The following is a 23,833-nucleotide window of genomic DNA, read 5'->3' as shown; positions in this document are numbered from 1 at the left end:
TAATGAAAGATCGCATCATCACGACAGATTTTACTGAACAGGATCTGGATATTGAAAGAAATCTACGTCCCCAGGGTTTAAGTGAATATGTCGGCCAGGAACGGGTTAAAAAACAGATGGATATTTTTATCAAGGCGGCGAAAAAAAGAAGTGAAAGCCTTGATCATGTACTCTTGTATGGGCCGCCGGGTTTGGGAAAAACTACCCTGGCAAATATTATAGCCAATGAAATGGGCGTGGGGATTAAAACCACATCCGGACCGGCAATTGAGAAGGCTGGAGATCTGGCTGCCATTTTAACCGCTTTAAAAGAAGGCGATATTTTATTTATCGATGAGATTCACAGACTTCAGCGTTCAGTTGAAGAGGTTTTGTATCCGGCAATGGAAGATTTTGCACTGGATATTGTTATCGGCAAAGGGCCAGGTGCCAGATCGATTCGTCTGGAGCTCCCGCCTTTCACCTTAATTGGTGCGACAACCAGGGTGGGTTTACTGACTTCACCGCTGAGAGATCGCTTTGGAGTGATTCAGCGGCTGGAACTATACAATGCCGAGGAACTGACAAAAATAATCAGCCGTTCTTCAGGAATTCTGGAAGTGGAAATCGATGAAGATGGGGCAAAAGAACTGGCTATCCGGTCCCGGGGAACACCTAGAATCGCCAATCGTCTGCTAAAAAGAGTGCGCGACTACTGTGAAATTGAAGGACGAGGTGTGATTGACCTGCAATCCACCAGAGAAGCGCTTGATCTCTTTGAAGTGGATGCAGTCGGGCTTGATCAGATTGACCGAATTATGCTGTTGGCAATTATCGAAAAATTTTCTGGTGGACCGGTAGGATTAGACACTTTAGCAGCTGCAATTGGTGAAGAAAAAAACACCATTGAAGAAGTTTATGAACCCTACCTGATTCAATTGGGATTTCTCGTTAAAACTCCTCGTGGCAGGATGATAACACCTCATGGTTATCGTCATCTGGGATTAATGGCACCGGAAGAGGATGCAAATCAGCAAATAAGTATGTCGTTTAATAATGATAAGGAAGAAGTGAATGAATAAATCAGATTTTTATTATGATCTGCCGGAGGAGCAGATCGCCCAGTCACCGTTGGAAAAAAGGGATGATTCCCGATTGATGGTGATTAACCGGGAGACTGGGGAGATAAAGGACCAGCATTTTTATGATCTGCTGTCTTATTTAAAAGCGGGAGATCTTTTGGTGATGAACAATACCAAAGTTTTGCCGGCTAGATTGTTTGGTAAAAAAGAAGGTTCGGGCGGCCAGGTAGAAATTTTACTTTTAAGACATTTAGCCAGTCATGAATGGGAAATTATGGTTAAGCCGGGAAAACGGGCAAAAATCGGGTCGAAAATTCGTTTTAGTCCGGAATTGACCGGTGAAATTGTCGGGACCACCGAAGGTGGACTGCGAATCATCCATTTCTATTATGAAGGAATATTCGAGGAGATTATAGATAAAATTGGTTTGATGCCGATTCCGCCTTATATCCATGAAACCTTAAAAGATAAAACCCGCTATCAGACAGTTTATGCTAAAATTGAAGGCTCGGCGGCAGCCCCTACAGCAGGTCTTCATTTTACACCTGACTTGATTGAAGAAATCGAAAAAAAGGGTGTTAATGTGACTGAAGTAACCCTCCATGTGGGGATTGGGACCTTTAGACCAGTGAAAACTGATGATATCGAAGCCCATCATATGCATGAAGAATACTTTGAGGTTTCTGAAGAGACCGCCCATCTAATCCAGGAAACCAGAAAAAATGGGGGACGGGTGATTGCCGTGGGAACAACTTCAGTGAGAACGCTGGAGAGTAATGCCAACATCCATGAAGGTCAAGTATGCGCTTATGCCGGTTCGACTGATATTTTTATTTATCCGGGTTATGAGTGGCGGGTTGTGGATGCTCTGATTACCAATTTTCATCTGCCGGAGTCAACGCTGCTGATGCTGGTATCAGCCTTTTATGATCATCAGTCAGTCATGGAAGCTTATCGGCAGGCGGTAGAAAGAAAATACCGCTTTTTCAGTTTTGGCGATGCCATGTTTATCTATGGTAATAAAAAGGAAAAAGTCCTGTTGACTGATTGTACAAAAAGGAGTAATTAAGAGAGTAATGAGTGAGTTTCGATATGAACTGATGAAGGAGTGTAAAGATACTGGGGCAAGAGTGGGAAAAATCCATACCCCGCATGGTGTTATCAATACTCCGATTTTTATGCCAGTAGGAACCCAGGCGACGGTTAAATCAATGACTTCCGAAGATCTGGTGGAAATGGATGCAAATATTATTTTAGGAAATACTTATCATCTGTATTTAAGGCCTGGTCAGGATATTATGGATAAGGCCGGCGGACTGCATAATTTCATGAACTGGGATCGTCCAATCTTAACTGATAGCGGTGGATTTCAGGTTTTTTCTTTAAATGACTTAAGAAAAATCACCGAAGAAGGAGTTGAATTTGTTTCCCATCTTGATGGTTCCCGCCATTTCATGACCCCGGAAAAATCAATTGATATGCAAAATTCGATTGGTGCTGACATCATTATGTGCTTTGATGAATGTGCGCCTGCTGATGCTGACTACGAGTATACGAAAAAATCCATGGAAATGACCACCCGCTGGGCCAGAAGATGTAAAGAAGCTCATAAACGGCCTGATGTTCAGGCATTATTTGGAATTGTTCAAGGGGGAATGTATGAAGATCTTCGGGCACAAAGTGTTAAAGAGCTGCTGGAAATCGATTTTCCCGGTTATTCAATTGGCGGCTTAAGCGTTGGAGAAGCGAAGGACGTCATGTATCGGATACTTGATGCGACGACGCCTTTATTGCCAAAGGATAAACCCCGATATTTGATGGGAGTTGGATCTCTAGATGCACTCTTTGAAGGGGTAGTACGTGGAATTGATATGTTTGATTGCGTACTCCAGACACGAATAGCCAGAAATGGCACCGCGTTTACCAGCCAGGGGAAAGTGGTCGTTCGTAATGCCACCTATAAAGAGGATTTTTCACCCTTGGATCCGGAATGTGATTGTTTCGTTTGCCGAAACTATAACCGTGCTTATTTACGTCATCTGATTAAGACCGGGGAAATTTTGGGGGCCAGGTTATTGACATATCATAACTTATACTTTACACTTGTAACGATGAGAAAAATTCGTGAAGCGATAATGGATGATCGTCTATTAGCTTACAAACGTGAGTTTTTTGAAAAATTCGGAATAACCGAATAATAAAATAAGGAGTGTTAATATGGGATTGGATTTAACAATGATTCTTCCTTTGGTGCTTGTTCTGGTTTTCTTCTATTTCTTTGTGATTCGACCACAGAATAAACAGCGAAAAGAAGTTGAGAGCATGCGCTCAAACATGAAACCAGGAGATGAGATTCTGACCATCGGCGGTTTTTATGGCATTATTTATGCAATTGGAAACGAAAATGTTACCATTGAATTATTGCCGGATTATCATAAGGCGTTAATTACTAAATCGGCTATCGCTAAAGTGGTTAATTCAGCAGATACTGAAGATCTTGAGGAAGAAGCAGCAGAAACTCAGGATGACGCAGAACTGGAAGAACCAAGAGTGGTAGATGCAGAATACGAAGAAATTGACGAAACTAAGGAATAGAGGTGAAAAAATGAAGCATATTAAACTTGTGAAAAAAGGTCGTTTAACTGATGTGAAAAATAAGGGTTGTGGCGAATGTCAGACATCTTGTCAGTCAGCTTGTAAAACCTCTTGTACTGTTGGTAATCAAAAGTGTAAACAATCAAAATAAGCGAAACATTAAAGCTGTCTCGTAGAGATAGCTTTTTTTTCGTTTTAAAAATCCCAAAATTCTAGGAGAAAAAATGATACATCAATACCAGTTAAATGGATTAAATATAGTATTAGACGTGGATACCAGCTCAGTACTGACAGTCGATGAGCTTTCTTATGAGATTCTTGAACGTTATGAAAAAAATGACAAAGAAGCAATTACTCAGTCCTTAAGCCCTAAATACGATAAAGAAGAGATTTTAGAAGCTTATCGTGAGATAGAAAGCCTGATTAAGGAAGGGGTTTTATTTAGTAAACACGACTATAATCCTGCTGAGTATGGCAACACTGATTTAATCAAGGCGCTTTGCCTTCATGTTGCCCATGATTGTAACCTGAAATGTGAATACTGTTTTGCCGCCCAGGGCGACTTTGAAGGTGAAAAATGCCTGATGCCCTTGGAAGTTGGGAAGAAAGCCATCGATTTTCTGGTTAGACAATCCCGTAATCGAAAAAATCTGGAGATTGACTTTTTTGGCGGTGAACCTTTGATGAATCTGGAGGTCGTCAAGCAACTGGTCATCTATGGAAATGAAGTTGCAAAAGCGAATGATAAAAATTTTAAATATACCATGACCACCAATGGTGTTTTACTTGATGAGAAGACCAGAGAATATCTTAATGATACTATGGATAATGTGGTATTAAGTCTGGATGGTCGTAAAGAAGTCAATGATCAGATGAGAAAAACTATCAATGATCAGGGCTCTTATGATGTGATTATCGAGAATATCAAAAAAATGGCGGACTTAAGAGGGTATAAAGATCACTATATTAGAGGGACATTTACCCACCACAATCTTGATTTTTCAGAAGACGTCAGATTCATGGCTGAACAAGGATTTAAAAGTATTTCAGTTGAGCCAGTTGTAGCAGAACCCAAACATGATTATGCGATTCGTGATGAAGATCTGGAAATTTTAAAAAAAGAGTACGATAAACTGGCCCTTGACTACTTGAATCAGGAAGAAGAAGGTCTTGACTATAATTTTTTCCATTTTAATGTTGAACTTGATCAGGGTCCCTGTGCCTACAAAAGACTTTCAGGTTGCGGAGCTGGGAGAGACTATGTAGCCGTAACGCCGCAGGGAGATATTTACCCCTGTCATCAGTTTGTTGGCGATGAAAGCTTTAAAATAGGGGATGTCGAGTCTGGGATTATTAATCACGATATAAAGGACCACTTTGATGCCGGTAATCTTTTAAAAAAGGAAAGCTGCCAGAGCTGCTGGGCCAAGTATTTTTGTGGTGGTGGCTGTCATGCCAATGCCTACAATTTCAACGGGACAATTATGAAACCCCATGAAATAAGTTGCGAACTTGAAAAAAGACGGGTAGAAAACGCGATTATGATCGAGGTTATTAAAGAAGAACAGAACTGATGCTCCTGAGTGTCGTAATTAAACAGCTTAAAAAATTAAATAGACGAAACACAAAAAGATGTTGGTTGTTAGCGAGATTTTAAAAATCAGAGCAATACAACGAACATCTTTTTGATTACGCGTCATTAGTGAGTAGTGAATTTACCATCTGCCACCGTGGTGTTGTCCTGTTTCTAACGGCATATTATCACAAACACCATCGCCATCTTCATCGATGAAAGTACCATCACAGTCTTCATTAAGGTGTTGAACGACACCGTCGTTTCCTATCCCTAAGCCGGTTCCGTCACAGTCACCATTTCCTGATCTTCCGACTGCCATAGCGGTTCCTGCGGTTGCTAACATAAGCACCAGTGATAAAATGAGAATCAGTTTCTTTTTCACGATTATAACCTCCTTATTATTTGAACCTGATAGGCATTTGCGAAATGCCATAACCCGCATAATAGCGGGATATTTTTAACATAAAAAAATATAACTCCTCACCAGATTATGATAAAATTGAGTTACAACCACAACAATCCATCATCCTGAAAGGAGTTATATATGGATATTTTACCACAAAAACAGCTTTCGTTTGCTGAAATTTATGCTGATTGCACTCATTTTTTTGAACAGGACAAACATCACTTTCTTTCACTGCTGGAAGAAAAACTTGACCTTCATGCTCTGGTTCCACATTCTTTTTACAGTCATTACTATGCTTGTAATGGGCGACACCGTGATTTTGAGCTTTGTTCCATTCTTTGGGCATTCATTCTGCAGCGAATTTTTTCCATTCCCACTGACACCCTGCTGATCACTTTTCTCAAGTTTTCCAGCGAATTAAGGGATTTCTGCGGTTTCAGCAGAGTTCCCCACGCATCCCAGCTGACTCGCTTCAAGCAAGATTATCTTCCGGACTTACAATCGTTTTTTCATCAACTTGTTGATGTAACTGAACCAATCTGCCAAAAGATCGATGCTCATAAGGCCATGATGACCATCTTTGATACTTCGGGAATTGAAGCCTATGTTACTGAAAATAATCCCAAATTTGCCAATAAAATCATCAAACAGCTCAAAGCTTTCAAGAAAACCCATCAGCTGAATGATTCCTATGATCCCTACAAGGCCGCCTATGGCGCCATGCCCACCCACGCTAAAGCCAATTCTTCTATTAAACAGCTTTATATCAACGGTCATTTCTGTTATGTCTATAAATTCGGCATGATCACCAACGGCCTTGGCATTGTCCGGGATATCTCTTTTTATGATGCCAACTTTCTGGTTGATCATCCTGATATTGCTGTTGAGAAAAAGTCTGATTCTCCCGACGAGGACAAGTCGCTCCATGATACCAAAGCACTTATTCCTGTTCTTTCCGACTTTTTTAAAAAGCATCCGCTGATTGTTCCCAAACTTTTTATTGGTGATGCCGCTTTTGACAGCTCAGTCATTTATCACTCGCTGCTGACTGATTTAAAGTTTGAAAAAGCCTTCATTCCCCTCAATTCGCGGGGCTCCCTTTCTTATTCCGATTGCCCGGTTAATGAGCATGGTATCCCCTGTTGTCCGGACAACCCTTCACTTCCCATGAAACCGGAAGGTAAAACCAGGCGTAAAAATGGTCTCGTCCGCTTTAAATTTACCTGTCCCAAAACCCGATGGGTCAGGCAGCAATCCGGTAAATCCAAACGTCAGTGTTTCTGCGAAAAACCCTGCACACCTTCTTCCTGTGGCCGGATGTTCTATGTTTACCCTGAAAAAAACCTTAGAGCTTACCCAGGTACGCTTCGGGGTACTGACGAGTGGCAGCAAATCTATAAAATTCGCGGTGTTGTTGAACAGTCACTCAATCATTTCAAAGATTCTTTCTGTGTTGCCGGTCGCAAAACAAGAAATGCTCGGACGCTTCGCGCGGATCTGCTCCTGGCTGGCATTACCCAGCTGATTACTGTCATTCTTGCTGACAACATTCATCAGCTTCAATACATCCGCAGTCTTAAAAAACTGATTGCCTAACTGCTAAAATAAAGTTTTTTTCAGGCTTTTCTCAGGCTTTTATTTTTGCGCCTTTTTTTTGCAACGCTTCCTGCTTTTTTTGTCATACTTTTTTAATCAGCTCTCTTCATGCTCTACTTTCTCATTTTTTTCATTTTTGTTTTCATTTCGCAATTACCTAATTTGAACCTGATTATTCCGACCACTTATCTTTACTATAGTATAAGGAAGTTTTGTGTCAATTTGATGTCAAAACAAAGAATTCATAAATTTAGCTTAATTTTCTAAGGATATATTTGACGGGTTCAATCCATAATACGGATAATGCAGAAAGTCCTAACGCGGTCAATAGCTGAATATAAGATAATGGCGCCAGTTTTAAAAAGGCGGAAAGCGGCGTGTAGAAGATCGTTAGAATAAATAAAATCATTAGGATATTTGCGCCCCACATAACACGATCTCTGGCCAGTCTTTTTATTGAAGTGAAAATTGAATCATAACTGGAACTGTTGACCTGAACCAGAAAAAGATTAGATAACATAATAATACTGAGTCCCATTGAACGGGCTAAAAGTACATTTTGTGGCTCATTGCTAAGGGTATAAAAATAAGCACCGAATGAGGCGGCAAAGATAAACAAGCCCTGGAAAGCAGATTTCAATAACAGTGACCTGTCCAATATGCTGGCACCAGTTTTACGGGGTGGACGTGTCATAACATTTGATTCGGCCGGTTGTCGTTCTAATACAATCGAACAGGTTGGATCGATCAGCAGTTCCAGCAAAACAATATGAACCGGCAGCAGTAAAACGCTGGCAGGTTTGATACCGAGTAACGGTGCTAACAGGGAAGCAAAGGCAATGGGGACATGAATGGTTAAAACATAACCGATAGCTTTTTTAATATTATCATAAAGTCTGCGACCATCTTTTACGGTTTCAACGATGGTCGTAAAATTGTCATCCAATAGAATCATATCGGCAGCTTCCCTGGAGACTTCACTGCCTCTTTTACCCATAGCAATACCAATATCAGCTTTTTTGAGAGCGGGCGCGTCATTAACACCATCACCTGTCATTGCGACGATTTCACCATTTGATTTAAAAGCATCAACAATCCGCATTTTATGTTCAGGAATAACTCTTGAAAAGATACTGATGTTTTTAACTTTCTCTTTGAGTATTTCATCAGACATTTCATCAATCATCGCGCCGGTAAGGTGACTGTCACACTTTTCCATCCCGATTTTTTTGGCAATCGAAGCAGCGGTTATACCATTATCACCGGTTATCATGACCACTCGAATTCCAGCTTTATTACAAAGGGCAATATCTTCACTGATCCCTTCCCGGGGCGGGTCTAACAAACCGACCAGGCCACTGAATAAGAACTGGCAATCAGTGATTTGAGATGGAATCTCTTCCTCACTTGCTATAAGCTGGGTTGCAACAGCGATAACACGCAGACCTTCTTTAGCCATCATAGATACTTTTTCATCAATTGTCTGACGGTCGAGTGCAGTGAGATTACACAGCTGGATGATTCGTTCCGGTGAGCCCTTGGCAGTGATAATTATTTGTTCGTCTTTTTCCCAAACATGGCCCATCATTTTAAGATCATTGGTAAATGAGTATTCTGTAATAAGTCGACCGCTAAAAAGTTCCTTTCTGGTGATACCTGATTGCTCGCAAAACAATAACATAGCCTTTTCCATGGGATCATAAGCATCAGTCTCACAGGCCATCCCCATATGATGGAGTAAGGCGCTCTCAGTATTTACCGGTGACCAGGTTTGCTGGAGGGTCATTTGGTTCATGGTTATGGTTCCGGTTTTATCAACACACAAAACAGACACGGCCCCTAAAGTTTCCACTGAAGGCAGCTTGCGAATTAGGGCATTTTTTTTGGCCAGTCTCCAGGCGCCCAGAGATAGAAAGACGGTTAAGATAACAGGAAATTCTTCAGGAATCATTGCCATTGCCAGCGTGATCCCCGATAAAATGCTTTCAATGATCCGTTCTGTTAATGGCAGATCAGCAATATTGATAAAGGTAAAGACTCCCACCATAACAAGCAATACACCCGCTATGGATGCGAATATTCTGACCAGGCGGCTGGTCTGCTTTTGAAGCGGGGTTTCCTTTTCTTCAGTTGTAGCGATATGCATTCCTATTTTTCCGTACTCGGTTGATGGACCGGTTTTTAATACTTCAACAGTTGCAATTCCCTGAGTGACAAGAGTTCCGGCATAACACCAGTTTATTTTCCAGTAATCCTGGGAATCATTGGAAGTTTCATCAGTTTTCCAGACGCCTTCTGCTTCCCCGGTCAGTAAAGATTCATCAACACAAAGATCACTGCAGTGAATAATGACGCCATCGGCAGGTATCTTTACCCCTTCATACAGAAGCATCAGATCACCAGGAACCAGATTGCGGCTCTCGATGGTAATTTCCTGACCATCGCGAATGACAGTGATACGCGGAGCGGATAAGTCTTTTAAAGCATTAATGGTTTTATCAGTTTTTAACTCCTGAATGACATCTATGCTGATCATACCGATGACAAAAATTAGCATCACCCCGCCGTCACCAGGTTCACCTAATATAAAGTATATGACAGCCGCTACCATCAGCAGTAAAAACATCGGTTCGGAAATAATATGTAACAATTTTTGAGGCAGGTTTTCTTTTTTTAGAGGAGTCAGTTCATTTTTTCCAAATTGAGCCAGACGTTTATTAGCTTCGGCCGTTGATAATCCTGAAAGAATTTTTTTCTCAACCATTACAAATCCTCACTTTCCATGCTGAAAAATAAAAGCACATCTGTAGAACATAATCCTGTCCCACAAATGTGCCAAGTCGCACATTGCTGCTTTCATCTGAAAGCCCGGCTCCATGATCCGTAAGGATTCATCGCCTGTTCAGTTTAATTATTAATAGCTGGATATAAATCTATTTATATTTTGAATATAGCACAGGCCACTTAAATCTGTCAATATTTAAAATAGAACTGAAAATTGGAGTCTTTTCAGGTTTGTCAATTCGATTTTGACATTTATAGGAGTTTATGGTACATTTAGGCATCTACAATTTATAATTCTACACGATTCAAGTGGATCATTTTCTCAAAATCTATTCTCGGAGGCCTCAATTGGATATAAAACCATTGGAAGAACTGACCCTGGTCGAGTTGCGTAAAGAAGCAGAAGCGCTGGGCATCGAAAAAATCAGCCGTTTAAAGAAAAACGAATTATTAAGTCTGATTCAGGAAAAGAAGAAACAGCAATCGATCAAAAAAGAAGAAACCAAAAAGGTTTCTGAAGTTAAACGACAAACAAAGAAAACTGAAATTGGACGTTCTCCTTACTATAAAATAAAGGATGATATGGACAATGTAGTTGTCGTGGAAGGGGTCTTGGAAATCGTTCCTGAAGGCTACGGATTTATTAAAACACCGGAAATGAAGTCTCAGGAAGAACACGTTTATATTTCCGGTTCACAGATTCAGAAATTCAAGCTGGAAACCGGTGACATTTTGAGTGGAAAAGTCAGACCGCCCAAGTCCGGTGAAAAATATTCAGCGATGCTTTTTCTGGAAAATGTTAACGGTCAGAAAACGGCAGATATTATTAAGAAAATCAATCGTCTCTTATATGTGGATGATAAAAAAGATATGGAACGGTTTAAGAATTCCCAGGAAGGGATTCTCGACGTCAGTTCTGAAGGGTATGGTTTCTTGAGAACCAACCATTATGTTTCAGGTGACCAGGATATTTATGTGCCGGCCAATCAGATCCGACGTTTTAATCTGCGTACCGGTGATAAAATTGTCGGGAAAATCAGGATGTCGGGCGAGAATGAAAAATATGATGCCTTGCTTTATGTAGAAACCGTCAATGGTGATATTCCTGAAAAAATTGCCCAGCGACCGAAGTTTGAACAATTAACGCCAATCTTTCCCAATCAGAAAATCACGCTTGAAACAGACCAGGATATCCTGTCAACCCGGATGATGGATGTTTTTTCGCCGGTGGGAAAGGGTCAGCGTGGTTTGATCGTAGCACCGCCAAAAGCTGGAAAAACTATTCTTTTAAAAGAAATAGCTAATGGGATCACAACCAATCACAAAGAAATCGAGTTAATTATCTTATTGGTTGACGAGCGCCCTGAAGAAGTCACGGATATTTCGCGGTCGGTCGATGCCGATATTGTCTATTCAACTTTTGATCAGCCGCCGGAAAACCATATCAGGGTAGCAGAAATTGTATTAGAACGTGGTAAACGCCTGGTTGAGCAGGGAAAAGATGTGGTGATACTGGTCGACAGTATCACCAGAATGACCAGAGCAAATAACCTGGTGGTTTCGCCTTCAGGTCGGACTCTTTCTGGAGGGATTGATCCCGAATCCTTGTATTTCCCCAAAAAATTCTTCGGTTCGGCTCGTAAAATAGAAGAAGGGGGCAGCCTGACAATCCTGGCAACTGCTCTTCTGGACACCGGAAGTCGAATGGACGATGTAATCTATGAGGAGTTTAAAGGAACCGGAAACATGGAACTGCATCTGGAAAGAGAACTGGCAGAAAGACGAATTTATCCAGCTATTAATTTAAGTCGTTCTGGAACTCGGAGAGAAGAACTGATTCTTACTGAAGACGAATTGAAAGTCAGTTTTGATATCCGGAGACTTTATAAAGGGTCTACGGTTTATGATTTGACTGATAAAATCATCACTATACTGGAACGAACCAAAAATAATGAAGAGTTTCTGAACAAATTTCTTGAAAAATATAATGCACAAAACATTTGAAATTTTAAGAAAGATCTGATATACTGTTACGGTTGATAAAATAATAATGGAAAATTATTAATAAAATAAAGAAATGAGGTGAATTCGATGAAAGAAGGCATTCATCCAAATTATGGAAAATCTGTAGTGAAATGTGCATGCGGAAACACATTTGAAACTGGATCAGTTAATCCGGAATTAAAAGTTGAAATCTGTTCAGCATGCCATCCGTTTTTTACTGGTAAACAGAAACTTGTTGATACTGGTGGTCGTGTTGATCGATTTAATAAACGATACGGCATTAAAAACGAATCAGCAGAATAATGTGATAAAGAGTCGGTTTCTCAACCGGCTTTTTTATTGTTGATTTTAAATAGGAGTAATGAATGACAGTCGGGGAAATATTGAAAGAAGCGCGCCAGATTTTAATGAAGGCAGGAATTGAAAACTGTGGTTTTGAGGCTGAAGTGCTGGCTTCACAAGTATTTAAAAAGGATCGTGTTTTTTTCTATACCCACAATGATGCTCAGGTTACTGAAGAAGAAAAAGTGGCCTACTTATCATTGACAAAAAGGCGTGCGGCCCATGAGCCAGTTGCCTACATTCTAAAAAATAAAGAATTTATGGGGCTAAACTTTTATGTGGATAAAAATGTTTTAATCCCCAGACCAGATACGGAGCCCATGGTAGAAGCCCTAATAAACTGGTTGAAAGAAAAAGAAACTGACAATATTAAAGTTCTGGATCTTTGCACTGGTAGTGGAGCGATTGGTATTTGTCTTAAATCTTTTTGTCCACAAATTGAAATCGCGCTAAGCGATTATTCAGAGGTGGCACTCGAAGTTGCCGGGAAGAATGCAAAAGATCTGGTTGCTGGCAATGTCAAACTATATTGGTCCGATCTCTTTGAAAATATTCCAGCAGAAGAGGAATTTGATCTAATTGTTTCTAATCCACCTTATATTCCGACTGGGGATATTAAAAAGCTGTCTCAGGATATTACAGAATATGAACCGGGAATGGCTTTAGACGGCGGTGAAAGCGGACTTGTTTTTTACAGACGTATTACAGATGAAGCAGATAAATTTTTAAAACCAGGTGGCTTGCTGGCCCTGGAAATTGGCGATCATCAGGAAGAAGACGTCACTGAATTACTTAAAGGCAAGGGGTTTTGTGAGATTGAGAGTATCTGTGATCTTACCGGATTAGTACGGGCGATTACGGCGAAAAACCCCGGTTCTTCCTAAAGAAATGTAGATGACGTCGGTGTTGATATATGTTAGAATAATGGTGTTAAGAAAAAATGGGAATAAGCATACTCATAATGGAGGTAAAATATGGTTTCAGCGGGTGATTTTAAAAAAGGCGTAACTTTTGAAATGGATGGTCATGTCTTTACAATTATTGAGTTTCAGCATGTAAAACCGGGAAAAGGTGCAGCCTTTGTACGAACAAAAATTAAGAATGTTATTACCGGAGCAGTAGTCGAAAAATCGTTCAGTCCTACTGAGCGTTATCCTAAAGCGCAAGTAGAAACGCGGGAAATGCAATATCTGTATGAAGACGGTGGTTTGTATTATTTTATGGACGGAGAAACTTATGAGCAGATTCCATTGAATTATGCACAGGTGGAAGAAGCCATGAAATATTTAAAGGAAAATGATAATGCGACTGTTAAATCATTAAAAGGCGTGGCCTTTTCGGTCTCTGCACCTAATTTTGTTGAGCTTGAAGTTACTCAGACAGATCCTGGATTCAAGGGAGACACTGCAACTGGTGCTAACAAACCGGCTACAGTTGAAACTGGCGCAACTATCAATGTACCTTTATTCGTTGAAACTGGTGATGTAATACGAATTGATACACGTACTGGCGAGTACATGGAAAGGGTCTAAAATGAAATTTATTAATGAAAAAGTAGCTTACACCAAGGGTTTGATGGACGGTCTTGAGATTGATGGAACCACAAGCGAAGGTAAAGTTTTATTTCAGGTAATGGATATTCTGGAAGATGTTGTGGACGCCCTGGATGGTTTAACTGAAGCCCAGGAAGACCTGGAATCCTATGTTGAAATGGTTGATGATGATTTGTCGGATCTGGAAGAGTTTATACTTGACGAAGATTTTGACGATGAAGATGACTATGATGAACTGGATGATGATTTCTATGAGGTGATTTGTCCGGAATGCGGCAATGTTTTTATTACGGAGTTTGAAGCATTCGAGGATGATTCAGTAGTTTGCCCGGAATGTGGAGAGCCATTTATTCTCGATGAATCTGTATCCTCTTGCTGTGGAGAAGATGGTTGTGATTGCCATCAGGAAGTTTAATCACAGGTGTCTGAAATGAAGAACAATCCGGTTTTTGATGTAACAGATGAAATGATCAGCTCCATAGTCAGTCTTTCGGCGACTGGCGTAAACGGTGTTGAGCGGATTTCCCTGCGCATTACTGATGAAATTATGGATAAGCTGTCCATCACCAATACATTAAAAGGGATAAAAATCAGTCGCGAAAATGAAGGCCTCACGATCTGGGTATACCTGATTACTGAACCTGGTGTCGAGATTGTTAAAGTTTCAAAAGAGGTTCAGAAAAAGGTGAAGCTGGCTGTTGAGTCAATGGCTGGTATTGCTGTTATTGCTGTAAATGTACGTATTGAAGGATCTGGAATGTAGGGATCTTGAAGAAGGACACCGGCTGGTGTCCTTCATTTTAAAGGAGAAAGAATGAGCCGTAAAAAAGAACGGGAATACGCGTTTAAAGGTATTTTCCAATTGGATTTTCATCCAGAATCCCAGGATTTTTCTGATAGCGTGGATTCGTTTCTGGAGAATGAAGCGATGAATCTTGATTATGGAAAAAATGTGATCGAAACCACTAAATCTCATTTGCAAGAGATCGATGGAATTCTGGATGAGTATCTAAAAGAAACGTGGCAACTGGACCGAATTCCAAAGATTGAAAAATCAATTTTGCGTATGGCGATTTGCGAATTAGTTTATATAGAAGAGAAAGTTCCCTATCAGGTAATCATTAATGAAGCTATCGAACTGACTAAAAAATACGGAGATGAAAATGGCCGTAAATATGTAAATGGAATATTAAATCAACTGGTAAAGGATGGTCGGTATGTGTGCCCTGAGTCTTGGGATTGATACCAGCAACTATACGACATCGGTGGCATTGGTAGACGATCAACTTAATCTAGTATATCAACAGGGGATCCTGCTGACGGTCAAACAGGGAGAAAGAGGTTTGCGTCAGTCGGATGCTCTTTTTCAGCATATAGGCAATCTTCCCGGGGTATTAAAAGGTCTGCGGCTGGAAGATGAGATTGCGATAATCTGTTGTTCTACAAGGCCACGACCAGTAACGGATTCCTATATGCCGGTTTTTAAAGCCGGAGAAAGTATGGCTGAGAGTCTATCGATTCTATTAAACAAACCGTTAATAAAGACCAGTCATCAGGAAAACCATATTAGGGCTGCTATATATGGCAGTGGTGGGCAGTTAATGGAGGATTCCTTTGTTGCTGTTCATTTTTCAGGTGGTACTTCAGAAATTTTATGGGTAGAAAAGAAACAATCAGGTTATAATTGTGAAATTATTGCAAAGACCCTGGATTTGAATGCGGGACAATTAATTGACCGAGTTGGAGTTCTTCTGGGTTTGTCTTTCCCGGCGGGCAGAGAGATGGAAAAATTGGCGCTATCAGCGGATGATAACGCTGAGAAACTATTTTCATCGGCGATTTCAGATGGCAATTTTCATTTTTCGGGACAGGAGAATCAGGCCAAAATTGCGATAGAAAAGGGATTTGATTCCAGGATTATAGCCCTGAGATTATTTGAAAATATTGCAACAACGCTGGTTAAGTCGATAAAAGCTCTGAAAAAAAAGAAGGCGATCTCGTCCGTGCTTTTTTCAGGCGGGGTGATGTCAAATTCGATCATTAGACAGCAAATCGAGAGCCAATTGAGTGGAATAAAACTATACTTTGCACCGGGTGAGTTTTCCCGGGATAATGCCATAGGCAATGCTCTACTGGGGATGGATGAATTTCTGAAAACTGGTCAGAAACAGCTTTAAGAAGGAGGCTTTTTTGAATACAAAGGCATTAAGTGTTTCAGATGTTAATCAGTATATAAAAACGCTGCTGGAAACCAACAGTCTGCTCAAAAACCTTTTAATTCAAGGCGAATTATCCAATGTGCGAAAATCGGCAGCAGGCCATCTATATTTTTCTCTAAAGGATCAGAAAAGCAAACTGGATTGCGTAATGTTCAAGAATGCGGCAGGAAAACTTAAGTTTCTACCGAAGGAAGGCCAGCAGGTCAGTCTTCGAGGAGCGATTGGACTCTATTTGCCAAGCGGTCAGTATCAGATTACCGTAAGAACCATGGAACCAAAAGGCCAGGGGGATTTATATCAGGCATATCTGATGCTTAAAGACGAACTGGAAGCAAAAGGCTTTTTTTCTCAGGCTGCAAAGAAAGAATTGCCGGAAGCCATTGGCCGGGTCGGGATAGTGACATCTCCTACCGGAGCGGCGCTTCAGGATATGATTACAATTATCAAAAGACGCAATCCCTTAATGGATATTGTTGTTTATCCCAGTTTGGTCCAGGGTCCGGAAGCCTATAAAACCATTATTTCCGGAATCAGAGCCTTTAACACGATTCAAAATGTGGATGTTATTGTACTGGCCAGAGGAGGCGGATCGATTGAAGATTTGTGGGCATTTAATCATGAAGAGCTGGCAGAGGCTATTTATGAATCACAGCTTCCAGTTATATCGGCAGTAGGGCATGAAATCGACTTCACGATTGCTGATTTTGTGGCCGACTTGCGAGCACCCACTCCATCAGGGGCGGCGGAACTGGTGGCAGAAGACCAGCATACTCTGATACAGCGGATGATTGAATTAAAAAACAGGATGACTACAAGTATGGTTCGACAATTGGAGGCTCACTCTTTAGCGGTAGGTGAAATGAATAAACGCATAAATCGCTATAAACCGATTAACAGGATTGAAGACCTGAGATTGCGAATTGACGTAACTGAAAAACAGATTCGTTCTTTAGTGAACCGTCATCTGTCGCAGGAACGGATTCTTCTTGACCAGTACAGACTGCGAATTGAGGCTATGAATCCGGAAAATATCCTTAAAAAAGGTTATATTTTAGTTGAAGATGAAAATCGGAAGATTGTTTCTTCCGTTAAACAAATAAAGCCCGGTCAGAAACTTAAAATGAGGTTATCTGATGGTCGGTCGTCAGTGGAAGTTTTAGAAGTGGAGAATAAAAATGGCAGTAAAAAAAATTAAAACCAGAATGAATCGTCTGGAGGCGATTGCTGAATCACTGGAATCGGAAGAACAGGAAATAGAAAGCTCCATTAAATTATATGAAGAAGGAATGAAATTGATTAAAGCATTAAATGTTGACCTTGATCAGTTGGAAGGACGGGTTTTACAAATGAATGATGAAGGCGAAGAAAGTGTTGGAGGTTCGGATAATGAACTTTAAGGAGACGCTGAAAAGCCTTGAATCCGAGATAAATGAACATTTGAGACAACAGTTTGATCAGCACTTTGACTGTCCGGAGGTCATTCTTGACGCTATGCATTACAGTCTCTTTGCTGGCGGAAAGCGGTTGCGTCCGATTCTGATGCTGGAAACCTGTCGTTGTATGGAAGGGGATGAAGCTCTTATCTGGCCGCTGGTAATGGGAATGGAGATGATCCATACCTATTCACTGATTCATGATGATCTGCCCGCTATGGATGATGATGATTATCGTCGGGGAAAGCTGACGAATCATAAGGTTTATGGCGATGCAATGGCGATTTTGGCCGGCGACGCCCTTCTTAATTATGCGGTTGAAACCATGCTTGAAGGGAGCAAGAATTTAACTGGTGATACTCTGGTCAGATATATCCGGGCGGTTCGGATTATTATGGGAGCTTCAGGTATTTTAGGGATGATTGGTGGTCAGGTAGCAGATCTTCAAAGTGAGAACATGGTGATCGGGATTGACGAGCTCGATTATATCCATCTGCACAAAACTGCAGCTCTTTTGGAGGCCAGTGTTCAGGCTGCCTGTATTATTGCCGATGCAGAACCAGCTACCCAAGGCAGATTAATCAGTTACAGTCACCGGATTGGTCTGGCTTTTCAGATTGTTGATGACATCCTTGACGTTGAAGGTGATGAGAAAATATTAGGCAAACCAATCGGGAGCGATGAAAAGAATCATAAATCAACTTTTGTCAGTCTTTATGGTCTGGAAGCTTCAAAATTAAAAGTGAGTGAACTGGAAAAAGAAGCGATAGAGATGGTCAAACCCATCGGTGAGCGGACAGAATTTTTGAGGAAGCTGGCGCATTATATTTGCAGTCGAAATCAGTAAAACGATTGGACATTTTGAAGTTTATATGGCATCATAAGTTAAAAAACAGATTAAGGAAGAATAAGTGAAAGAACGTCTGGATAAATTACTGGTAACGGGTGGATACTTTGATACCAGAGAAAAAGCAAAAAAAGCAATCATGGCTGGAACTGTTTTTGTCAATGGCCAGCTAAAAGATAAAGCGGGTGATCAGGTTGACGAGAACGCTGAAATATTGGTTAAAGGTGCTGAATTCCCCTATGTGAGTCGTGGCGGACTAAAACTTGAAAAGGGGCTGGCTGTTTTTATGATGCCGGTTGAAGGTAAAGTTTTTGTGGATGTAGGTGCTTCAACTGGCGGTTTTACTGATTGCCTTCTAATTAATGGCGCTGACAAAGTTTACGCTGTTGATGTTGGTTACGGACAATTGGACTGGAAACTTAGAAATGATCACCGGGTTATCTCAATGGAGCGCACTAATTTCAGACACCTGACAGAAGAAGCCATTCCGGAAAAAGCCGATGGGACCGTAATGGATGTTTCATTTATTTCGATCACTAAACTTTTACCAGCGCTAAAAATGGTCATGAAACCCGATGGTTTAGGAATCTGGTTAATTAAACCTCAATTCGAGGCAGGCCGGGATAAAGTTGGGAAAAAAGGCGTGATCAGAGATAAAAAAATTCATGAAGAAGTTGTTAACCATGTCCTATCAGCCATTGAGGCGGCAGGGATAACCGTTTTAAATCTCGATTATTCGCCGATCCAAGGGGCCAAAGGAAATATTGAGTTTTTAGTATATATAAAAAATTGCGAGAATAGCGAACTTCCTGATTGGGGTAGTAAAGTCAGAGAGATCGTGGAAGCAGCACATAAACAATACCGGGATCCGGAAAATAATTAGATTGAAGGAATGAAATGGCAGATCAGATTAAACAAATAGGCATATATATAAATCTACAAAAACCGGAAAGTCGAAATTTGGCAGAGGATTGCATAAAAACACTTCAGGAATTCGGGTTTTCAGTCTGTTTACTCAAAGGGCAAATCGGCTGTGAGGATCAGAAAGTGATTATTTATGATAAAGATCAGTTTTTCAAGAAGCCGGATTGTATTCTGGTTTTAGGTGGAGATGGGACACTTCTTTATGTCGCAAGACAAACCTGTTTTAATAAAATTCCAATTTTTGGGATTAATCTTGGTAAATTGGGCTTTTTAACAGAAAGTGAAGCAAGTTCTTATAAAAATGCGTTAAATCAGTTAAATAATGGGAATTACTATATTGAAGAACGAATGATGCTAGGGTGTATGGTGCGAAGTAATGGCATCCTATCGAAGAAGTATGTGGCTTTAAATGATGTGCTGGTAAAAAGTCGAGGGTTTAGGATGATGGATATTCAAGCTTATGCCAGTGGTTCGAAAATTGACGCATTTAGAGCCGATGGGCTGGTGATTTCAACGCCAACTGGTTCAACTGGTTATTCTCTGGCCGCGGGGGGACCTGTTGTTTCCCCGCGAGCGGGTGTAATGGTTTTGAATCCAATCTGTCCACACCGTTTGCATGACAGGTCATATGTGCTGTCGGAAGATGAGAAAATTACCCTCAAATTTGGCAACCGCGAAAATGACATCATGTTGACATTAGATGGGCAGACCACCCTTTCTCTAATTCCAGAGGATGAAGTGGAAGTATTTAAATCCGTTCATACGACAAGATTAATCCGTTTGAATCAGATTGGTTATTTTGACCGTTTACGCATCAAACTCAGTAGTGGAAATTAACTGCAAATAGGAGGAATAAAAATGAAAGTTGCAAGACAACTAAAGATCATCGAAATTATTGAAAATAATTTCATTGAAACCCAGGAAGAATTGGCCCAAGCTCTTAAAGATTCAGGTTTTACTGTTACTCAAGCAACGATTTCCAGAGACATTAAAGAACTGAAACTGATCAAAGTCATGAATTACGAAGGTAAGCAGCACTATGCACCGCTAAAAGATATTGGATCGATTTATAATGAGCGCGTTAGTGCGGTCTTCAGAGAATCAGTTTTAACCATTGATTATGTCGAAAATATGATTGTCATCAGGACTTTACCGGCTATGGCCCAGGCGGCAGCGCTAGCCATTGACTCTATGGACTGGAGTGAGGTAGTGGGGACTATTGCAGGCGATGATACGATCTTTGTATTGGTTAGAAATCGCGACCTAATTGAAGAAATTGTCGGTAAATTTAAAAAGTTGATGAAATAGGAGAACTGCATGCTTAGAAATCTTGTTGTCCGAGATTATACCTTAATTGATCATTTGGTGATTGACTTTGATAAAGGACTAAATGTAATTACCGGAGAAACTGGAGCAGGGAAATCCATCGTGATCGATGCACTGACCCTGGTTCTGGGAAATCGGGGCAATAAGGGGAATATCCGAAATGGTAAGAAAAAAATTGTGGTTCAGGGGCTGTTCGATATTGTCGGACGGGAACACCTGCTTGCTCTTTGCGAAGAGTTTGGAATCCCAGTTGAAGATGGACAGCTGATTTTGACCCGTGAACTGGATCTGCGCGGTCGCAATATCTGTCGGGCAAACGGGATGATGATTACAGTGACGCAGCTTAAGGCCCTTGGGGATGAACTCATCGATATCCACGGTCAGCATGAACATCAGTCTTTATTTAAAAAAGAAAATCATCGTAGCCTTTTAGATGCTTTTGGCGGTGAAGATAGCGCGGGTCTGCTTAATGTGACAGCAGATTTAGCAAGCCAGCTGAAAAATTTAAAGAACCAAATAAAAACACTGGAAATTAACGAACGCGAACTGGAAAGGGAAAAAGAAACCCTTTCCTTTGAAATGCGCGAAATTGAATCGGCTAATCTTTCTCTTCACGAAGATCAAAAATTGGAGGAGGAAAGGGCTATTCTTTCGAATCAGGAAACTCTTTTTGATAACGCGCGCCAGGCTTATGGCATTCTTCAGGGGAATAATTCTGTTTTGTCCCAGTTGGGGATGCTGCAGGACTATGTACGGGAGATTGCAAAAATAGATAAGCGATTTGAAAAAGATGGTGGGATGATAGAGGGGTTTTTCAGTGAATTGGAATCATTCTCTTTTAATTTAAGAAATTATTTGGATGAGCTGGAGTATAATAAAGGAGATCTTGACCAAATTGAAGAACGATTGGCTACAATTGAGACTTTAAAACGCAAATATGGTTTTGAGATTGAAGAGATTTTTGCCTATCTTGAATCAATTTCCACTCGCTTAAAAAGTTTGGGTAACCGAGATGAAAATTTAAAAAAATATCACGAAGAGATGCGTAGTCTGATTAAAAAATATGATGAAATCGGAAATAAACTTTACGAAAAACGCCTAAGCGATGCACTTATTTTAAAAGCTGCACTTGAAAAAGAATTGTCAGATCTGGCAATGGAGCAGGCACAGGTTGAAATTCAGATTGACCATGATAAACGGCGCTTATCTCCGAGAGGCCAGGACCAGGTCGAAATTTTGATATCAGTTAATCCCGGACTTTCCCCTAAACCCCTGGGGAAAGTAGCATCTGGGGGAGAGATTTCCCGTATTATGTTAAGTCTTAAAAGCATTTTTGGCCGATTAGACGGGATTGAAACCATGGTTTTTGATGAAATTGATACTGGTATCAGTGGCCGGACAGCCCAGATTGTTGCGGAAAAAATTCAGAACCTTTCATCGGTCAACTTTGGCCGACAAATAATCTGTATTACCCATTTGCCGCAGATCGCAGCTATGGCTGATGCCCATTTTCGGGTTGAAAAAACGAATCTTGAGGATTATACTGAAGTTTCTTTCGTATCGCTTGATGATCAGGGTAAAAAAGAAGAACTATCCAGAATGCTGGGTGGTGCTCAGGTAACCAATAAAACTATGGAGCATGCCTCTGAGATGCTAGAACTTAGCCGTAAACTGAAATGTGAGCAAAAAAGTAAAGAGGACAAAATATTGCATTAACATTTTGGCTGATCTTGGTTAGAATAAAGAAAGATTGTTAAACATTTAATTAAGTAAGGAGAAAGCTATTGGAAAGAAAAGTGCCCATTGGGCTATCTAACAAACACATTCATGTATCACAGGCAGATTTGGAAACATTATTCGGTAAAGGTTATGAGCTGACACCGATGAAAGATCTATCTCAGCCTGGTCAGTATGCCTCAGAAGAAAAATTGGATATTGTTGGACCGAAAAGTACGATTAAAGGTGTTCGTATTTTAGGTCCCGTTCGACCAGAAACACAGGTGGAATTATCAATTGGTGATGGTTTCGCATTAGGAATAAAAGCACCGCTTAGAAATTCAGGTGATACTGCCGGATCTCCCGGTCTTAAACTGATTGGACCAGCTGGTGAAGTGGAACTTGATCATGGAGCTATTGTAGCTGCCCGACACATTCATATGAGTCCTGAAGAAGGGGACGCTTTTGGTCTGAAAGATAAGGACGTTGTGTCTGTTAAACTTGATGGACCACGAGGTCTTATTTTTGATAATGTTTTAGTTCGTGTAAACCCTGAATATCGTCTGGATATGCATCTGGATGTTGAAGAAGGTAATGCTGCAGGCGCTAAGAACGGCCAGATGGCAACAATTCTTTAATGATGAATGCACCTGATCCGATAGCTTTTACATTATTTGGTCTGGAAATCCGCTGGTATGGGATATTTATCGCAACAGCGCTGGTACTGGCACTTTATATTGCCGTTAAAAGAGCACCTAAATTAGGACTGACAGCGGATCATGTGCTTGATTTTTTCCTGTTTATGATTCCGGCAATTATTGTTGGTGCACGACTCTACTATGTGATTTTTTCCTTTGATTATTATAAAAACCATCCAGCTGAAATTTTTGCAATTAGAAATGGTGGTTTGGCAATTCATGGAGGGATAATTGCTGGTATTATTGTTGCATTAATTTTATGCCGCGTTAAAAATATAAACTTTTTCACCCTGGCTGATGTCGTGATTCCTGGCCTTCCATTAGGTCAGGCAATTGGTCGTTGGGGAAATTTTTTTAACCAGGAAGCCTATGGGGGGCAAACCGATCTGCCTTGGGCGATTACCGTGAATGATCCGGTATATGGCCTAATCTCAGTTCATCCAACCTTTTTATACGAATCGATCTGGAATATTGGAGTGTTTGGTTTCTTATTATTTTATGAAAAACGCTTCAAGAAGAAAGATGGCGAACTTTTGTTCGTCTATATGATTGGTTACTCCATTGGTCGGTTTTTCATCGAAGGTTTAAGAACTGACAGCCTGATGTTTTTTGGTTTGAGAATTGCTCAGATAATCAGTTTGGTCGCAATAATTGTTGGTTTGGCTGGTATCTATTGGCTGAGAAAGCAAAAGACTTTGAAAGTATAAAATATAATCTAAAATTCAGTTATAAAAATAAAAGCATTGTCGACGG

26 protein-coding genes and 1 riboswitch are annotated in these 23,833 nt (G+C 40.6%); of the genes, 24 read left to right on the top strand and 2 right to left on the bottom strand.

The genetic code is table 11. From position 1 onward, the window contains the following. The first annotated feature begins 2 nt into the window (after window positions 1–2). The 6 genes from ruvB (at window position 3) to scfB (ending at window position 5,230) form a co-directional block, all read left to right on the top strand. A complete protein-coding gene (gene ruvB / locus Q5O24_10715) occupies window positions 3–1,061 on the top strand; it encodes a Holliday junction branch migration DNA helicase RuvB (protein ID WKY46828.1) in 1,059 nt (352 codons plus the stop codon). Continuing rightward, window positions 1,054–2,130, top strand: a complete 1,077-nt coding sequence (queA, locus tag Q5O24_10710; protein WKY46827.1) for a tRNA preQ1(34) S-adenosylmethionine ribosyltransferase-isomerase QueA — start codon at window positions 1,054–1,056, stop codon at window positions 2,128–2,130. Before ruvB ends, queA begins: the two co-directional genes overlap by 8 nt. A gap of 7 nt (window positions 2,131–2,137) precedes the next feature. Continuing rightward, window positions 2,138–3,259, top strand: a complete 1,122-nt coding sequence (tgt, locus tag Q5O24_10705) for a tRNA guanosine(34) transglycosylase Tgt (GenBank protein ID WKY46826.1) — start codon at window positions 2,138–2,140, stop codon at window positions 3,257–3,259. 19 nt (window positions 3,260–3,278) lie between these two features. After that, on the top strand, window positions 3,279–3,656 hold the full coding sequence (gene yajC / locus Q5O24_10700; protein ID WKY46825.1) for a preprotein translocase subunit YajC: 378 nt from the start codon (window positions 3,279–3,281) through the stop codon (window positions 3,654–3,656). A gap of 10 nt (window positions 3,657–3,666) precedes the next feature. Beyond that, window positions 3,667–3,807, top strand: a complete 141-nt coding sequence (gene scfA, locus Q5O24_10695) for a six-cysteine ranthipeptide SCIFF (protein WKY46824.1) — start codon at window positions 3,667–3,669, stop codon at window positions 3,805–3,807. Window positions 3,808–3,880: 73 nt separating this feature from the next. After that, window positions 3,881–5,230, top strand: a complete 1,350-nt coding sequence (scfB, locus tag Q5O24_10690) for a thioether cross-link-forming SCIFF peptide maturase (protein ID WKY46823.1) — start codon at window positions 3,881–3,883, stop codon at window positions 5,228–5,230. A 141-nt stretch (window positions 5,231–5,371) separates the two neighbouring features. Here the strand turns inward: scfB and Q5O24_10685 are convergent, their stop codons facing one another. Then, window positions 5,372–5,575, bottom strand: coding sequence for a hypothetical protein (locus Q5O24_10685; protein ID WKY46822.1), 204 nt, complete (start codon window positions 5,573–5,575; stop codon window positions 5,372–5,374). Window positions 5,576–5,782: 207 nt separating this feature from the next. On the opposite strand from Q5O24_10685, the gene Q5O24_10680 reads away from it, so the two are divergent. Further along, complete coding sequence (locus tag Q5O24_10680) at window positions 5,783–7,234, top strand: transposase (GenBank protein ID WKY49248.1); 1,452 nt, start codon at window positions 5,783–5,785, stop codon at window positions 7,232–7,234. 250 nt (window positions 7,235–7,484) lie between these two features. Here the strand turns inward: Q5O24_10680 and Q5O24_10675 are convergent, their stop codons facing one another. Continuing rightward, a complete protein-coding gene (locus Q5O24_10675; protein ID WKY46821.1) occupies window positions 7,485–9,998 on the bottom strand; it encodes a cation-translocating P-type ATPase in 2,514 nt (837 codons plus the stop codon). A gap of 53 nt (window positions 9,999–10,051) precedes the next feature. Next, window positions 10,052–10,149: riboswitch (NiCo riboswitch) on the bottom strand. Between the two features lie 217 nt (window positions 10,150–10,366). On the opposite strand from Q5O24_10675, the gene rho reads away from it, so the two are divergent. The 17 genes from rho to lgt all read left to right on the top strand — a co-directional run bounded on the left by rho (window position 10,367) and on the right by lgt (window position 23,787). Next, window positions 10,367–12,022 (top strand): transcription termination factor Rho, encoded by a 1,656-nt coding sequence (gene rho / locus Q5O24_10670; protein ID WKY46820.1) that lies wholly within the window; start codon window positions 10,367–10,369, stop codon window positions 12,020–12,022. A gap of 87 nt (window positions 12,023–12,109) precedes the next feature. Next, window positions 12,110–12,325, top strand: a complete 216-nt coding sequence (gene rpmE, locus Q5O24_10665; protein WKY46819.1) for a 50S ribosomal protein L31 — start codon at window positions 12,110–12,112, stop codon at window positions 12,323–12,325. Between the two features lie 62 nt (window positions 12,326–12,387). After that, on the top strand, window positions 12,388–13,248 hold the full coding sequence (prmC, locus tag Q5O24_10660; GenBank protein WKY46818.1) for a peptide chain release factor N(5)-glutamine methyltransferase: 861 nt from the start codon (window positions 12,388–12,390) through the stop codon (window positions 13,246–13,248). A gap of 90 nt (window positions 13,249–13,338) precedes the next feature. Further along, window positions 13,339–13,896, top strand: a complete 558-nt coding sequence (gene efp / locus Q5O24_10655) for an elongation factor P (GenBank protein ID WKY46817.1) — start codon at window positions 13,339–13,341, stop codon at window positions 13,894–13,896. A 1-nt stretch (window position 13,897) separates the two neighbouring features. Next, window positions 13,898–14,332, top strand: a complete 435-nt coding sequence (locus tag Q5O24_10650) for a transcriptional regulator (GenBank protein WKY46816.1) — start codon at window positions 13,898–13,900, stop codon at window positions 14,330–14,332. A 15-nt stretch (window positions 14,333–14,347) separates the two neighbouring features. Continuing rightward, window positions 14,348–14,680 (top strand): Asp23/Gls24 family envelope stress response protein, encoded by a 333-nt coding sequence (locus Q5O24_10645; GenBank protein WKY46815.1) that lies wholly within the window; start codon window positions 14,348–14,350, stop codon window positions 14,678–14,680. 51 nt (window positions 14,681–14,731) lie between these two features. Next, window positions 14,732–15,160, top strand: a complete 429-nt coding sequence (gene nusB / locus Q5O24_10640; GenBank protein WKY46814.1) for a transcription antitermination factor NusB — start codon at window positions 14,732–14,734, stop codon at window positions 15,158–15,160. Further along, window positions 15,135–16,094 carry a peptidase M22 gene (locus Q5O24_10635; GenBank protein WKY46813.1) on the top strand — a complete coding sequence of 320 codons (960 nt, stop codon included), beginning with the start codon at window positions 15,135–15,137 and terminating at the stop codon, window positions 16,092–16,094. The genes nusB and Q5O24_10635 overlap by 26 nt, the downstream gene beginning before the upstream one ends. Window positions 16,095–16,107: 13 nt before the next feature. Further along, window positions 16,108–17,331, top strand: a complete 1,224-nt coding sequence (gene xseA, locus Q5O24_10630) for an exodeoxyribonuclease VII large subunit (GenBank protein ID WKY46812.1) — start codon at window positions 16,108–16,110, stop codon at window positions 17,329–17,331. Then, window positions 17,312–17,533 carry an exodeoxyribonuclease VII small subunit gene (xseB, locus tag Q5O24_10625; GenBank protein WKY46811.1) on the top strand — a complete coding sequence of 74 codons (222 nt, stop codon included), beginning with the start codon at window positions 17,312–17,314 and terminating at the stop codon, window positions 17,531–17,533. The genes xseA and xseB overlap by 20 nt, the downstream gene beginning before the upstream one ends. Next, complete coding sequence (locus Q5O24_10620; protein ID WKY46810.1) at window positions 17,523–18,416, top strand: polyprenyl synthetase family protein; 894 nt, start codon at window positions 17,523–17,525, stop codon at window positions 18,414–18,416. The genes xseB and Q5O24_10620 overlap by 11 nt, the downstream gene beginning before the upstream one ends. A gap of 64 nt (window positions 18,417–18,480) precedes the next feature. Then, complete coding sequence (locus tag Q5O24_10615; GenBank protein ID WKY46809.1) at window positions 18,481–19,299, top strand: TlyA family RNA methyltransferase; 819 nt, start codon at window positions 18,481–18,483, stop codon at window positions 19,297–19,299. A gap of 14 nt (window positions 19,300–19,313) precedes the next feature. Beyond that, a complete protein-coding gene (locus Q5O24_10610) occupies window positions 19,314–20,177 on the top strand; it encodes an NAD(+)/NADH kinase (protein ID WKY46808.1) in 864 nt (287 codons plus the stop codon). A gap of 21 nt (window positions 20,178–20,198) precedes the next feature. Beyond that, window positions 20,199–20,648 carry an arginine repressor gene (locus tag Q5O24_10605; GenBank protein ID WKY46807.1) on the top strand — a complete coding sequence of 150 codons (450 nt, stop codon included), beginning with the start codon at window positions 20,199–20,201 and terminating at the stop codon, window positions 20,646–20,648. A gap of 9 nt (window positions 20,649–20,657) precedes the next feature. Beyond that, on the top strand, window positions 20,658–22,382 hold the full coding sequence (gene recN / locus Q5O24_10600; GenBank protein WKY46806.1) for a DNA repair protein RecN: 1,725 nt from the start codon (window positions 20,658–20,660) through the stop codon (window positions 22,380–22,382). A gap of 68 nt (window positions 22,383–22,450) precedes the next feature. Beyond that, window positions 22,451–23,020, top strand: a complete 570-nt coding sequence (locus Q5O24_10595; GenBank protein ID WKY46805.1) for a phosphate propanoyltransferase — start codon at window positions 22,451–22,453, stop codon at window positions 23,018–23,020. A 2-nt stretch (window positions 23,021–23,022) separates the two neighbouring features. Next, a complete protein-coding gene (lgt, locus tag Q5O24_10590; GenBank protein ID WKY49247.1) occupies window positions 23,023–23,787 on the top strand; it encodes a prolipoprotein diacylglyceryl transferase in 765 nt (254 codons plus the stop codon). Window positions 23,788–23,833 lie beyond the last annotated feature (46 nt).

The sequence above is a fragment of the Eubacteriaceae bacterium ES3 genome, from assembly GCA_030586155.1.
Lineage (GTDB): Bacteria > Bacillota > Clostridia > Eubacteriales > Eubacteriaceae > Acetobacterium.
Note: the sequence above shows the minus strand (reverse complement) of the source record. Positions and strands in the feature narration are given on the sequence as shown.